Origin of the sequence: Nesterenkonia sp. YGD6, from assembly GCF_022565895.1 — a bacterium.
Lineage (GTDB): Bacteria > Actinomycetota > Actinomycetes > Actinomycetales > Micrococcaceae > Nesterenkonia.
The window spans coordinates 244,660-258,991 of sequence record NZ_JAJOYY010000001.1 but is presented as its reverse complement, the minus strand read 5'-3'; the positions used below and the strand labels follow the sequence as shown (position 1 = coordinate 258,991).

Genomic DNA, 14,332 nt, shown 5'->3' with positions numbered 1-14,332 from the left:
ACGAATGACGTCGCCAGATCTGACCGAAGCCAACATTGACAGGCTCGCCGAGTTGTTCCCGAACGTAATCACCGAGTCTTTCGACGTCGATGGCAACGTCAAGATGGCCGTCGACTTCGACATGTTGCGCCAAGAGCTCTCAGGCCACGTCGTTGAGGGAGAACAGGAGAGATACCGGCTCGACTGGCCGGGCAAGCGCGCAGCAGCATTTGCAGCAAACGCGCCAATCGCTAAGACCCTGCGCCCTGTGCGCGAAGAGTCGATCGATTTTGATTTAACCAAGAATCTATTCATTGAAGGCGACAACCTAGACGCGCTCAAACTTCTTCAGGAGTCTTACCTGGGCAAGGTAAAGCTGATTTACATAGACCCGCCATACAACACGGGCAATGATTTCGTGTATGCCGACTCGTTCGCCACGACCAAAGAAGAAGAACTTCAGCGTTCGGGACAGATGAGTGGAGAGGGTATTCCGCTTGTATCGAATCCAAAGGCGAACGGACGGTATCACTCGAACTGGCTCACTCTGATGTATCCCCGCCTCAAACTGGCACGCAATTTGCTGTCCGACGACGGAGTCCTCGTTGTCTCCATCGACGAAAACGAACACGCAAATCTCGTTTCGCTCGGCACAGAGGTGCTAGGAACAGACGCCTACGTTGGTGAGATCGCCCTCAAGAACAGCAGTCGAAGTGATCAGCGGTATGTCTCTATGCAACACGAGTACGTCGTTTTTTTCGTGAAAAACAAGTCCGTAAATACGGGAGATTGGACTGAAAAAAAGGCGGGTTTGGACCGTATCTACTCGGCCTTCGATGGATTCCGCAAGAGTTTCGGAGATGATTGGTGCGGGATCCATGAAGCAGCCAAGGCGTGGTACAAAGGCTTCCCGCCGTCGGATCCTGTTTATGGAAGCAAACATTACAACCGCATGGACGAGCGAGGGATCTATTTCGCTGACAATATCTCTGGCCCGAACGACGGCCAGTATGTCTATGACGTTCTTCACCCGGCAACAGGTCAGCCATGTAAGGCACCCGCACGCGGGTGGGTCTTTCCGAAAAACTCGATGGATCATAGGATCGCTGAAAATCGTATCCACTTCGGGCCCGATCACACGACAGTTCCGAATCTCAAGACTTATCTCGCCAGCACCGAGTACCAGAGCCTGACGAGTGTTCGATACGTCGATGGACGGGCAGCATCCAAGCGGCTCCAGCGTCTTTTTGGGGAAAAAGTCTTTACGAACCCCAAGGATGAGCTGCTTCTACGGGATATCTACAAGGCAGTTGGAGTCCGGACTGGCGATGTTGTGCTCGACATGTTCGCAGGATCGGGCTCGGCCCTCCAAGCGGTGTGGGAACTCAATCTCGCGACCGAATCCGACGCTCATTTCATTGGTATACAGGTGGCTGAGGACCTTAATGCGTCGCTCAAAACTGCCAAGGGGGCGGCCAAGCAGATCACCACTAACGCGATCAAGATGCTCACAATGAACGAAAGGCCGGCAACGGTTGCCGAGATTGGCAAAGAGCGTCTTCGCCTCGCAGGTAAAAAGACGCGCGAGATCGCCCCCAACTCAGATGTCGGCTTCCGGTCCCTGAAGGTGGACACCACCAACATGGCGGATGTGCTCCGCACTCCGGACGACACGGATCAGGTTGTGCTTGACCACCTTGAGGGTAGCGTCAAAGGTGGTCGCTCCAGTGAGGACCTTCTCTTCCAGGTGCTGCTCGACTGGGGGCTCGACCTCACAATGGCTGTCAGTGTCGAACGGATCGACGGTCGTCAGGTTTTCATGGTCGAGGACGGCGCATTGATCGCGTGCTTCGACGGCGAGGTGACTCCGGAGCTTGTGCACGCGATCGCGAAGCGCCAACCGCTGCGTGTCGTGTTCCGCGACTCCGGCTTCGTGTCTGATGCTGCGCGGATCAATGCGGAGCAGGTTTTCCGCCAGGTGTCTCCGGCGACGGACGTAAAGGCGGTCTGACCAAAATGAAACTACAGTTCAAGGTTCAGCAGTATCAGACCGACGCTGTCGACTCGGTTGTGGAGGTCTTCGAGGGCCAGCGCAAGAATGACGGCCTCTCCTATCGAATCGACCCAGGTAGGGTGACGCCCACCTCGAACCCGACTCTGTTCGACACTAACGATACGCCTGACTCTGGTTTTCGGAACGCAGACATCGAACTCTCCGTTGCGCAGCTATTGGAGAACGTCCATAAGATCCAGCGGTCTCGCAAACTGCCACTTTCGACCAAGCTCCTTGACAGCAAGGCTGCTCCGGGTGCCCCGAACCTGGACATAGAAATGGAGACAGGAACCGGGAAAACCTACGTCTACACCAAGACCATTTTGGAGCTTCACAAGCGGTACGGCTGGTCGAAATACATCATCGTGGTGCCCTCGGTTGCGATCCGTGAGGGCGTCAAGAAATCGTTTGACGTTACTTCCGAGCATTTTCAACAGCTCTATGGAACGAAGCCTCGAACGTTTATCTATAATTCCTCCCAATTACACGAGATTGAGCGTTTCAGCTCCGATGCCGGAGTTCAGGTGATGATCATCAATATTCAGGCATTCAATGCGACAGGTAAAGATAACCGTCGCATCTACGACGTGCTCGATGACTTCCAGTCGCGACGTCCTATCGACGTGGTCGCCGCGAACCGACCTATCGTGATCATTGACGAGCCGCAGAAGATTGGTGCTGCGAAGTCCCTCGATGCGCTCGCGCGCTTCCACGGCCTCATGATGTTGCGCTACTCGGCCACCCACAAGGTGGAGCACACGAAAGTGCACCGGCTCGATGCCTTGGATGCTTACAACCATAGACTTGTCAAGAAAATTGCTGCGCGAGGCATCACGGTAAAGGGTCTGGCCGGATCCACCGCATACCTTTACCTGGACGCGATCGAGATTGCCAAAGGTGCGAAGCCCCGTGCTCGGATCGAGATTGAAGTGCAGACCCAGACTGGCATCAAACGTCGGGTCAAGCGCCTCGACGTCGGAGCGAACCTACATGACATATCGAACGGCATTGGGGCTTACAAGGGTTTGTTCATCACCGAGATCGACGCGAACCGGGACGTGATCGAGTTGAGCAACGGTGACGTCGTCATCGCTGGGCAGCTCGCCGACCGCGACGCTACGGAGGAGACGAAGCGGCGCATCCAGATTCGTGAGGTCATCCGTGCGCATCTCGACAAAGAGCGCGAGCTGTTCAGCCAGGGCGTCAAGGTACTCTCCCTGTTCTTCATTGACGAGGTTGCCAAGTACCGCGACTACAGCCGTGAAGACACCCTCGGTGAGTACGCCCGAGCATTCGAGGAGGAGTTCGTTGCGATCCGCGACGAGGTGCTCGGCGAGCTAGCGATCGATGACTTGACCGGGGAGTTCCAGCAGTACTTGCGGCGCGATGAGGTCCGACGGATACACGAGGGATACTTCTCAATTGACAAGAAATCCAAGCATCAAGTTGATGGCAGTGTCTCCGGCCGTGGTGACGACAAGGGCCAGTCGAACGACATTGATGCGTACGACCTGATCCTGAAGAACAAGGAGCGACTGCTTTCGTTCACTGAACCAGTCCGGTTCATCTTCTCCCACTCCGCGCTACGCGAGGGCTGGGACAACCCCAATGTGTTCGTCATGGGCATGCTCAAGAAGAGCGACAATACTGTCTCTCGCCGCCAAGAGATCGGCCGGGGTCTACGCCTGGCCGTCGACCAGCAGGGTATCCGCATGGACAACCCCGCCACCGTTCATGACATCAACGAGTTGACGGTGGTCACCGACGAGTCGTACACCGACTTCGTTGTCGGGCTTCAGAAGGAGATTTCGGAGTCCTTAGCTGCCCGCCCACGAAAGGCGACCCCCGAGTACTTCGTCGGCAAGATTGTTAATGATGTTCCAACCGGGACCCTTCACGTGATCACGCTAGACGAGGCAAAACAACTCCAGCACTGGCTGACGATTAATGCTTTTATCGATTATGAGCAGCACCTCACTGAAAAGTGGATCGCGCGGGCCGAATTGCCTGAGATGCCGGCGTCATTGCAACCTTACTTTTACCAGGTTGCCGAACTAGTTGACGCTCTATACGTCGCGGTGCCGGAGATCACTGACGACCGCAAGCCGAAGAAGATCCCGCTCAACGAAGCAAACTTTGCCAAGAAGGAGTTCCAGGCTCTCTGGGGTCGGATCAACCAGAAGGCGATCTACCAAGTCGAGTTCGACTCCGATCAGTTGATCCGCAAATCAGCTGACCATCTCGATAAGCACTTGAGCGTCGCCGCGATGCAGTATGTCGTCCAAGCAGGGCAGCAGCGCGAGAAGTTGGGGGTCGACGACCTCGCGGGCGGCTCGGGATTCACGGTGTCATCCACGCAGACTCACACTCAGACCGTCAGTGCGGGATCACAAGTGAAGTACGACTTGCTTGGTGAGATCACCGAGAAGACCCAGCTCACCCGTCGTACGGTTGCCGCGATCTTGCGAGGCGTGACGCCGATCACGTTCGCGAAGTACCAGCTCAACCCGGAGCAGTTCATCACCGAGGCTGCGAGGCTGATTAACGAGCAAAAGGCGACAGTCATCGTCGAGCACCTGGCGTACGACACGCTGGAGGATCGGTTCGAATCAGCGATCTTCACCGAGAATCAATCGGCACAGGACTTCAGTAAGGCGGGTGCCAAGCTCAAGAAGCACGTCTACGACTTCGTAGTGACCGACTCGAAGATTGAGCGCGCGTTCGTTACCGAGCTGGACACAAGTACGGAGGTCGCTGTTTACGCGAAGCTCCCGCGCGGGTTCTACATCCCAACTCCGGTGGGTAATTACAACCCCGACTGGGCGATCGCGTTCACAGAGGGCAGCGTCAGGCACGTCTACTTCGTTGCTGAAACCAAGGGCTCTCTTTCGACCCTCGAGCTCAAAGGAGTCGAGGACGCCAAGATTGAGTGCGCACGCAAGTTCTTCGCGTCCATCAGTGAGAAGAACGGCCAAGACGTCACCTACGACGTCGTCACCGACTACACCGAGCTGATGCAGCTCGTGACCGCGTAAGGGAGATCAACATGTCTTTCCAGACCCCGCGAAGTATCGAGGAGATGCTCACCGCCATCCACAGGCGTGAGTATCTAATGCCTGCGATTCAACGTGAGTTTGTTTGGGGCGTTGACCAAATCACGAAGCTCGTCGATAGCCTCATGCGTGGGTACCCCGTTGGTTCGTTCCTGCTCTGGGACGTCAAACCGGAAACTGCGCAGTCCTACACGTTCTACGAGTTCCTGACGAATTACCACGAGCGGGACAACCCGTTCGCCGACAGGGCCACGGTCACGTCGGGCAGCGGGACTACAGCTGTGCTTGATGGTCAGCAGCGTCTGACCTCCCTCAACATCGCCCTGTACGGCAGCTTCGCCGAGAAGAAGAAGTACGCTTGGTGGAACAACGCTGACGCGTTCCCAGTGAAGCGGCTTTATCTCAACCTCATCGATGACTCCGATGAAGAAGATCTTGGCCTGAAGTACGACTTGCGTTTCCTAACGGATAAGGAGGCTTCAGTCCAGGGGGGTGGCGAAGATAAGTGGTTCCGGGTCGGTGCCGTGCTCGATCTCACGAACTCGGGTCCAGCGATCATGAAGGAGTTGGAGCGGCGTAATATCTCCGGCTCTGGGGACGCGTTCCAGCGAATGTACGATCTCTACGAGGCGGTTCGCATCCTTAAGCCTATGAACTATTTTCTGGTGACTGACCAGGACCCAGATAAGGTGCTAGAAATCTTCGTCAGGGTGAACAGCGGCGGGACGACACTTTCTTACTCTGACCTGCTGCTATCAATGGCCACCAATCAGTGGAGAGAACTCGATGCCCGAGAAGAGGTCCGCTCGCTTGTGAGTGACCTCAATGGGAATGCTGGTCGCCAGTTCTCGTTCTCCAAGGATGTCGTCCTTAAAACCGCATTGACCATCGCTGATGTGGACGTTCGGTTCAAGGTGGCCAACTTTACGCAAGCAAATATGGCCAAAGTTGAGTCCGCCTGGCCACAAATCAAGAACGCGCTTTTGCGCGCGGCAACCCTGCTGCAGCAATTTGGTTACAACGAACGCAACCTCACCGCAAACAGCGTCATCGTGCCGATCGCCCACTACCTCCACCTGCGAGGCGCCGGTGACTCCTATCTCGACTCTACCGCGGACGCGGCCGACCGTTTGGCGCTCCAGAGGTGGGTCACGCGGTCGCTCATCAAACGCGGCATTTGGGGTTCTGGACTCGACACGACCCTTACGCGCATCCGTGCAGCGCTAACCGCCTGCGAGACAACTGGTTTTCCAGTCACCGACGTTGAGACGGCGATGTCGTCGGCGGGCAAGAGCCTGTCGTTCGATGCTGCAGAAGTCGACGAGTTGTTAAATCTCAAGTACGCAGGGCAACGCACTTTCTCAGTGCTCTCCGTGCTTTACCCTGGACTGGACCTAGGTAAGAAGTTTCATGAGGACCACATTTTTCCCAAGTCGCGATTCACCAAGAAAAAACTCGTCGCGGCAGGTGTTGATCCGGACAGGATCGACGACTACATGGAGGCCTTCAACCTCCTGCCGAACCTTCAATTGCTGGCGGGTACAGCTAATATCGAGAAACAGGATGCGCTGCCCGTTGATTGGATCGCGACGGCGTTTCCGTCTGAGGAAAGGCGCACGACTTACCTAGAAGAGAACGATCTCGATGGGCTTCCGATCGACCTTGCCAACTTCCTCACATTCTTTGAGCACCGTAAGGCGCGAGTACGGCACAGGCTTGTGAAGGCGCTCGGGACATCCGCTGACGCCATTCTTCCGGAGGAGTGAAACGTCAGAGTCACCCGTGGGCTTCGACTAGGTCGCCAAGCAAGTGATTGAGGAGACCTTGCTTCTGCGAGGAGAATGCGGGACCGTTCAGACGAGATCTTGGGAAGGTCCCCAACCGGCGATTATTTCAAGCGTGCCAGTCGTTACAGACCGGAAATTGAAGCTCGGCTGCGTGAGCTGTCTGGGCAAGATGGAGGGGCGAGGAACCGAAGTTCCCGCCCCTCATCGATACGTGAATGTCTACAGCTCCACGCGCCCCTGGTCACCCATGTTCGGGGTCTCTGAGGAGAGCGAAGCCTTCGCCATCTTCACGAGGGCGGCAGCCTTGCCGGGTCCCTCCCAGTACTGGGCGGTCTCCGGGGTCACCTCGATCAATACGGCGTTGGGATCCTCAGGGCCGCCCTCGAAGTAGGCCTTGGGACCGAGATCCCACAGCTCCTTCTTGCGCTCGAGATCAGCGATCACCTGGGCGCTGCCCGCGATGGAGACCCAGGTGTGGGCATCCACGAAGCTGAGGTTGACCTCGCCCTCACCGATGATGTCCTCGACCTTGTCAGAGTTCAGCGGGGTGAAGAACCAGAACTTGTGCTGGTCATCGATCTCGGTGACACCCATCGGGCGGGAGACGATCCGGTGGTTCTGGTCCACGGTGGTGAACATGCAGGTACCGATGCTGTTCAGCTTCTTGACGAGCTCGTTCGCAGTCATGTCAGTCATATCGTTCTCCTGTGTTGGGTATGAGCGTCTTGTTCGCAGTCTACGGATCAGAGGTGCTGAGTACAGCGCGTCCACGCTGATCCGATTTCAGGGTCCATTCTTCACCCGCACGCCCCGCCAGGTGGGGTGGCGCAGCCGGTTATCCCTAGTCACTCCGGAATGGCGGACCTCCGCGGACAGCTTCGGAGTCACCCAGGTGGCGTCGGAAGAGTCCTCGGCTGGGACGTCATCCACCGGGGCGGTCTTGCGGACCAGTTTCTCCAGCTGGCCGCGGAGATCGGTCAGTTCCACATCGCTGAAGCCGGTGCCGACCCGTCCGGCGTAGTGGAGCTCTCCGTCGTCGTCGGTCATGCCCAGCAGCAGCGAACCGAAGGTCTTCGCGCGCCCGCCCTTGCCCTGGCGCCAGCCGATGACCACCACATCCGCGTGGCTCTCGTGCTTGAGCTTCAGCCAGTCCTCGGAGCGCCGCCCTGAGCGATAGGGACTGTCCGTGCGTTTGGCCACCAGTCCTTCGATCTTGAGTTCCAGGCTGACCTCCATGGCCTCATCCAGGGAATCACCCAGGTCGCCTGGGACCTGCACGTGTTTTCCGCTCTCGGCGAGCTGTTCCAGAATCTCCCGACGAAGCGAATAGGGCTCAGCGGTGAGGTCACCGTGCTCGGCGGTGGAAAGCACATCGAAGACCATAAAGTGCACCGGGATCTTCTTGGCCGTCTGTTCGATCTCCTTGGGCTTGCTCAGCTTGCCGCGACGCTGCAGCAGTCCGAAGTCGGGCCGGGAGCCGGAGTTCAGCGCGACGATCTCGCCGTCGACCACGGTTCCCGCTGGGGCCAGGTCCGCCAGTTCGCCCAGCTCGGGGAAGGTGGGCGTGAAGTCCTTGCCGTTGCGGCTGCGGATCTCCACGCGACCATCGGCGTGGACCGCGGCGATCGCCCGGTAGCCGTCCCACTTGCCCTCCAGCACCCACCCGTTGCCGCGAATGTCGGTGGGCTTGCCGGGGGAGGCGAGCATGGGGGAGGGGAGTGGGTCTGGGAACGCTGACTTCTTCGTAGATGCGGCGGCTGACTCCTCGGTCTTCTCGGCTTTCCCCGGCGACTCGGATGACGGCTTCGCAGGGCTCTCTTCGGCGCGCTTGCCAGCAGGCGGCTGATCCTTGGTCATCCGCATAAGCCAGTCCTTGCCGGCCTCATCGGTCTGGACCAGGGCGTAGCGCCGTGGCACCCCGCCCAGCCCACCTTCGGGTGCGCCGCTCAGGACGAAGACCACCTTCCCGGTCTTGCCCTCGCCGATCTCCCATTTCTCGATCTTCACGGTGCCGGAGTCCCAGATGGACATCTCACCCCCGCCGTACTCGTTCTTCGGGATGGTGCCTTCGAACTCGGCGTACTCGATCGGGTGGTCCTCGGTCATCACCGCCAGCCGCTGCTGACCACTCTTGAGCGGCGGGCCCTTCGGCACCGCCCAGGAGACCAGCACGCCGTCGTGCTCGAGCCGGGTGTCATAGTGCAGCCGGGAGGCGTGATGCTCCTGGATCACGAAGATCGGATCTCCGGTCCGGGCGGCGGGAGAGTCGGTGGGGACCGGCTCGGGAGTCTTCGAGGCGTCGCGCATGGACCGGTAGGTGGAAAGCGCGTCCTGGGCAGGCGGCAGGACGTCCGCGGCGTCGTCGTCGGCGGTGAAGTCTGCCAAGGGGTCAGCACCTGAGGCGATGCGTTCCATCACCTGGTGCATGTCCAGCTGCGCGAGGTGTGGATCCTCCAGCTCCTCCCAGGTCCGCGGGGCGGCGACATGAGGACCCTCGATGGATCCGGGGCGGCCGCGCAGCGAGTATGGGGCGATGGTGGTCTTGTTGCGGTTGTTCTGTGACCAGTCGATGAGCACCCTGCCCTGGCGCAGGGACTTCTTCATATCGCTGACCACCTCATCCGGGTGGTCGGCCTGAAGCGCCTTGGCCAGCTCATGGGCCACCTGGGAGACCTGCTCGGAGGTGTAGCTGCCGTTGAGCGCGGCGTAGAGATGGATGCCCTTGGAGCCGGAGGTGACCGGGACCGAGGGCAGGTTCATCTCATCGAGGATCTCGCGGCACCAGCGGGCCACCCGCGCGCAGTCGGTGAGGTCCGCGCCGGGACCTGGGTCCAGGTCCAGGACGAGCCGGTCGGGGTTCTGCGGTTCACCGTCCGGGCTGAACCGCCACTGCGGGACGTGGACCTCCAGGGCGCCGACCTGCCCGAACCAGGCCAGCACGGCAGGTTCATTCGCCAGCGGGTAGGTGTTGCTGTGATCGGAGTGTTCCAGCTCCTCGCGCGGTACCCAGGCCGGGGCGGAGTCCTCGAGGTTCTTCCGGAAGAACGGCTCATTGGGCTTCTCTTCTGACCCGACGCCATCGGGCCAGCGCTTGCGGGTGGCCGGGCGGTTCCTGGTGTGCGGGAGCATCACCGGGGCCACGGTCTGCCAGTACTCGATGACCTCGGCCTTGGTGGTGCCCGAGGCGGGGAAGAGGACCTTGTCCAGGTTGGAGAGCCGCAGCTTGTGACCGGCGACCGTGACAGTCTGCTGCCGCTTGCTTGCCATGGGTCAACCCTGGTGGGGGAGGCTGGGCGTAGGCTGAGTAAGGCTAATCTGCGCCGGGTCATGACATGACTGTGGCGGGCGCTTGCGTCGAGAAGCGCCCGCCACAGTGGTGTCCCTCAAGAGGGGAATGTCTTATGCCCGGCGGGTGACTGCCAGTTCGATCTCATCGGCGCGGACCGTGCGGTCCACCGAGGAGTCCTGCGAGGCTTCGTCGGCCCATTCGGTCATCAGCGTGCAGTACTGCTGGTAGACCTCGGGAACCCAGACGTCGGTGGTCGCGTCGGGCCAGGCGTCGCGCGCGAGGTTCGCGGCGACGTCGCGGTCCAGGCTGACCAGCTTCGGCTCGGCGGCCGCGCCCTGGGCGAAGTAGAGGAACTTCGTGGAGAAGGCGGGCCCGAACCACGGGATCCGGCCGGCGCCGTCGTCGGTGGTCAGGATGCTGAAGGCGTCCTTGGCGGAGTCGCCGTTGCGCACCGAGTTCCACGCGTTGACGAGCAGCTCGGAGGCCTCGTCGCGGTGGGAAGCGAAGTTGTCCAGGCGGTGGTGCAGCCGCGGAACCTTGGGCCCGAGACCCCATGACAGCGAGTAATAGAACAGCTGGAAGGCGTTGTCGGCGGTGCGCTCGCGGTCGCCGATCTCGAACACGTCGCGGCGGGTCAGCGAGACCTTGTCGAGGCTGCCGAGCATGCCGGTCAGCGTGGGGAGTCCGCGCTTGGAGAGTTCGGCGCGCCAGCGGGCAGCGTCGACATCAACGCCGTGCTTCATCACCGCGTTGGAGCCGGGCAGTGCGTGCAGGATGTCCTGGGGCAGTCGTGCGTCTTCATTGATCATGATCCAACCCTAATGCGCCCAGCGGGCCGCGGCCCCCACCTGCCGGACGGTGAGGTGATTCAGCCTGATCTTCGCGGAGTTGCGTTCAGCGTTGCTTGACCACCGTGAGCAGGATGACGGCGTCTTCGACGGCGTCCAGCGAATGCAGTCCGTCCGGAATGGTCAGGAGATCTCCGGGTGATCCGTTCCAGGACGCCTCACCGGATTTCAGTAAGACTCGGCCCTCCAGCACCTGCAAGGTGGCTTCCCCGGGGTTCTCGTGCTCGGAGAGCTCCTCACCTGCCCGTAGGGCGATGAGAGTCTGCCGCAGTTGATGCTCATGACCCCCGAACACCGTCTTCGCGCTCCTGCCGCTGGACGCCTTACGAGCCTGCTCAAGTTCATGCCGTGCCAGTGCGATCAGTGAGGTCTTCTGCATGGTGCTTGTTCCGATCTCTTGAGGGTGACGGCGATGCCATTCTCATGGCCATTCCCGAAAGGTGTGGTATTTGACACACTGGGAAGATGAAACGATATCTCGCTCCGCTGACCCCAGACCTGGCCCGGGCAGCTCGCGCGCTCACACAGGTGTCCGTCGAAGAGATCAGTGAGGAGGCCTCGCTCGAGCCCGCGAGGGTCCGCGACTTCGAACACCGCGGATCCGGTTTGGACCCAGAAGCCAAAAAGAAGCTGCGGGCGGCGTTGGAGCGATTCGGCGCCGTCTTCTTCGATGAGGACGACGAGGGCGGCTACGGGGTGCGGCGCAAGTACAACGCCTCCAAGGCTCGTCAGTTGGGCCGCTGGGAGAGCGAGGGCGGACCTGCCTACGAGGACGACATCTAAATAGTACTCGCAGCTAGTTCGGCAGCGCGTTCCGCAGGAGGCGAATCACCTATGACACGCCTCCGGGGAGCCCTTCCCCACCTGCGGTCAGGTGGAGAGCACCGCTCACCCGCTCGACACACCGGCGTAGAGTCGCACCATGGGCACAGAGAAGACACCCAGCAACCTTGCACGCGTGAGTGGCACCGCGGTGTTCGGCGCCGTGGGCGTCGCTGCTGGAGTCGGATTCGCCGTGCTCGGTGCCCTGCGCCGGAATCGCCCCATCCATTCAGTGGGCACGGTCGTCCCGGGCAGGCTCATCATCGACACCCCCGGCACCACAGGCTCCGCGCTCTTCGACGCAGCAGGGGAGACGCCGCTGATCGCACGGCTGTCACGTTCTGCCTCCTGGCCTGTAGAGCTTCCCGACATCATCGGGCTGGCCGTGAGGATCCCCGGCGGCGGGCACTACGGTGGCGAGGCGGACCTGCTCTTCGCCTCCACCGGCACCGGCAGGCTCACGCGCTACATCCTGCAGCTGCGCACCTCGGCGGGAGCCGGCCCGTTGACCACCATGTTCCCCTTGACCGGAGTGGAAGGGAATATCGTCTTCCGACTCGACCCGGAGCCGCACGACCATTACCAGCTGTCCTACTCTCCAAACTCGGGACCATGGTGGGGCCTGGGTGGGATATCCCTTGAGCCCTCCGGGGAGCCGTCCCAGCGTTCGAACGATCCTGCCGGGTCCGATGACCCGACACTGCGATTCCGACCCGTCGCGAACCCGCCCACCGGCCTGAGTGTGCCGGCGTGGCTGCGGGCTGTCCGCGCCCCTGCCTACGGGGCCGCCCGCATCGCCTGGCACGCGTGAACCCCGATGATTGGAGCACCGATGTTCACCGGCCTCAGTGCGTTCCCGCACACTCCGTTGCGTGATGATGCCTTCGACGCGCCGGCCTATGCCCGTCTGATCGAACACCTGGCGCAAGCCGGCGTCGACTCGATCACCGCGCTGGGCTCCACCGGTTCCTACATGTACCTCGACAGGGAGGAACGACGTCAGGCCGCGGAGGTCGCAGTGCAGCATGCCGGCTCGGTGCCGGTGATGGTGGGCATCGGCGCCCTGCGCACCTCCCAGGTTCACCGGCTCGCCGAGGACGCCCAGAACGCCGGCGCCAGTGCCGTTCTCCTGGCCCCGGCGACTTATCAGCCGCTCAGCGATGACGAGGTCTACGGGCTCTTCGAAGACGTCACCGCCGAGCTGTCTGTACCGCTGGTGGTCTATGACAATCCCGGCACCACCCATGTCAGCTTCACCGATGAGCTGTACGCCCTGATCGCTGCCCCGCCCCAGGTGGCGTCGATCAAGATCCCCGGCGTCCCGGCTGAGCCCGGTGCGGCGGCGGACCGCGTGCAGAGGATCCGTGCCCATATCCCCGCTACCGTGACCGTGGGTGTCTCGGGTGACGGCGCCGCTGCCCGCGGTCTCATTGCCGGCTGTGACGCCTGGTACTCCGTCACCCGCGCCGCACTGTCCGGGGACCACGCCGGGGCGCTCGCGGAATTCGCCCGACTGGAACCGCTCTGGACATTGTTCGCCGAACACGGCAGCTACCGGGTCACCGCGGCGATCGCCGAACACCTGGGCCTGGTCGCCGCCGAGTGTCTTCCTCGCCCGGTCCAGGGCCTTGGACGCTCCGCGCGGGCACGGGTGGCGCAGGTTGTCGAGGAGCTGCAGCTCACAGAGTGAGGCGGGCCTGACCACGAGCTCGCACTCGCCGCCGGGAACTCCCGCCCGCCCTGAGACCTACCGAAGTTGTCGCACCGAGGGCTCAGTGACCGTGGGCGGTGCCACCCACCTCTTCTGCGATCTGTGGAGCAATTTCCACAGAATCGGCAATCCCTTCCGAGGAGTTGAGCGAGAGGGCCGCCCCGTCGACGACTACGGAGACCCCACCGAGTGAGTTGCTGGCCTCCACCCAGGAGGCCTGAACCTCTTCATTATCGAAGATCTGAATTCCCGAGCTGGATCCGTTGACTGTCATGTCGTAGGAGGCAGAGGACAGCATCCCGGCTTCCACCCGTTCGGGTTCGCTGTACTCGATATCCAGAGCCTCCAGTGCATCCACGAAGAGTTCGACGTATTGCTCGTTCTCCGAGGGCTCAAGCTCCGTGGGTTCGGGAGACTCGGTAGATTCCACCGGCTGAGTGGGTTCAGGCGCGTCAGCGGAGTCTGCCGGCTCAGGAGCTTCGGATTCCGTGGTGACTTCCTGAGCTGCAGCTCCGGTCTCGCCTTCATCGGTGCCGGTGGAGCAGGCAGAGAGACTCAGGGCGAGGGCGGCGACGGCAAAAACATGGGGCTTCAAAGTTGACTCATCCTCATAGGCGACGGGTGTCATCCAGGAACACAACCACAGAGGTGGCACGGCTCGGCCCCAGGGACTGAGAATCGCGTTCACCAAGATAATCAAGATCAAAGTGACCCCTGAATGACTGATGACGAAAATATTATCACTGCTTTTCATCGCCAACGATAAGATTAATTCGACACTTAAGGAGCT

Annotated in this window: 11 protein-coding genes; 6 read left to right on the top strand and 5 right to left on the bottom strand. The window is 60.7% G+C overall.

Going from position 1 to position 14,332, the window contains the following annotated elements:
• Positions 1 to 4: 4 nt before the first annotated feature.
• From LTI14_RS01210 to LTI14_RS01200, 3 genes are read left to right on the top strand one after another with little or no spacing between them, the layout of a single operon-like run.
• A complete protein-coding gene (locus LTI14_RS01210; protein WP_241475399.1) occupies positions 5 to 1,990 on the top strand; it encodes a site-specific DNA-methyltransferase in 1,986 nt (661 codons plus the stop codon).
• A gap of 5 nt (positions 1,991 to 1,995) precedes the next feature.
• A complete protein-coding gene (locus LTI14_RS01205) occupies positions 1,996 to 5,067 on the top strand; it encodes a type III restriction-modification system endonuclease (protein ID WP_241475397.1) in 3,072 nt (1,023 codons plus the stop codon).
• Between the two features lie 11 nt (positions 5,068 to 5,078).
• A complete protein-coding gene (locus LTI14_RS01200) occupies positions 5,079 to 6,851 on the top strand; it encodes a DUF262 domain-containing protein (protein WP_241475395.1) in 1,773 nt (590 codons plus the stop codon).
• Positions 6,852 to 7,091: 240 nt separating this feature from the next.
• Here the strand turns inward: LTI14_RS01200 and LTI14_RS01195 are convergent, their stop codons facing one another.
• The 4 genes from LTI14_RS01195 to LTI14_RS01180 all read right to left on the bottom strand — a co-directional run bounded on the left by LTI14_RS01195 (position 7,092) and on the right by LTI14_RS01180 (position 11,388).
• Positions 7,092 to 7,568: a pyridoxamine 5'-phosphate oxidase family protein gene (locus LTI14_RS01195; protein WP_241475393.1), complete on the bottom strand. Its 477-nt coding sequence runs from the start codon at positions 7,566 to 7,568 to the stop codon at positions 7,092 to 7,094.
• A gap of 87 nt (positions 7,569 to 7,655) precedes the next feature.
• Positions 7,656 to 10,139, bottom strand: a complete 2,484-nt coding sequence (locus LTI14_RS01190; RefSeq protein ID WP_241475390.1) for an ATP-dependent DNA ligase — start codon at positions 10,137 to 10,139, stop codon at positions 7,656 to 7,658.
• 132 nt (positions 10,140 to 10,271) lie between these two features.
• Positions 10,272 to 10,970: an 8-oxoguanine DNA glycosylase OGG fold protein gene (locus LTI14_RS01185; RefSeq protein WP_241464175.1), complete on the bottom strand. Its 699-nt coding sequence runs from the start codon at positions 10,968 to 10,970 to the stop codon at positions 10,272 to 10,274.
• An 85-nt stretch (positions 10,971 to 11,055) separates the two neighbouring features.
• On the bottom strand, positions 11,056 to 11,388 hold the full coding sequence (locus LTI14_RS01180) for a cupin domain-containing protein (RefSeq protein WP_241464177.1): 333 nt from the start codon (positions 11,386 to 11,388) through the stop codon (positions 11,056 to 11,058).
• Between the two features lie 86 nt (positions 11,389 to 11,474).
• Between LTI14_RS01180 and LTI14_RS01175 the strand changes: the two genes are divergently transcribed.
• The 3 genes from LTI14_RS01175 (at position 11,475) to LTI14_RS01165 (ending at position 13,521) form a co-directional block, all read left to right on the top strand.
• Positions 11,475 to 11,792, top strand: a complete 318-nt coding sequence (locus LTI14_RS01175) for an XRE family transcriptional regulator (RefSeq protein WP_241464178.1) — start codon at positions 11,475 to 11,477, stop codon at positions 11,790 to 11,792.
• A 139-nt stretch (positions 11,793 to 11,931) separates the two neighbouring features.
• On the top strand, positions 11,932 to 12,642 hold the full coding sequence (locus LTI14_RS01170; protein ID WP_241475382.1) for a hypothetical protein: 711 nt from the start codon (positions 11,932 to 11,934) through the stop codon (positions 12,640 to 12,642).
• 21 nt (positions 12,643 to 12,663) lie between these two features.
• Complete coding sequence (locus tag LTI14_RS01165) at positions 12,664 to 13,521, top strand: dihydrodipicolinate synthase family protein (RefSeq protein WP_241475380.1); 858 nt, start codon at positions 12,664 to 12,666, stop codon at positions 13,519 to 13,521.
• 82 nt (positions 13,522 to 13,603) lie between these two features.
• On the opposite strand, the gene LTI14_RS01160 is transcribed toward LTI14_RS01165, so the two are convergent.
• Entirely contained in the window at positions 13,604 to 14,296 is a 693-nt protein-coding gene (locus tag LTI14_RS01160) for a hypothetical protein (RefSeq protein WP_241475378.1), read from the bottom strand.
• Positions 14,297 to 14,332 lie beyond the last annotated feature (36 nt).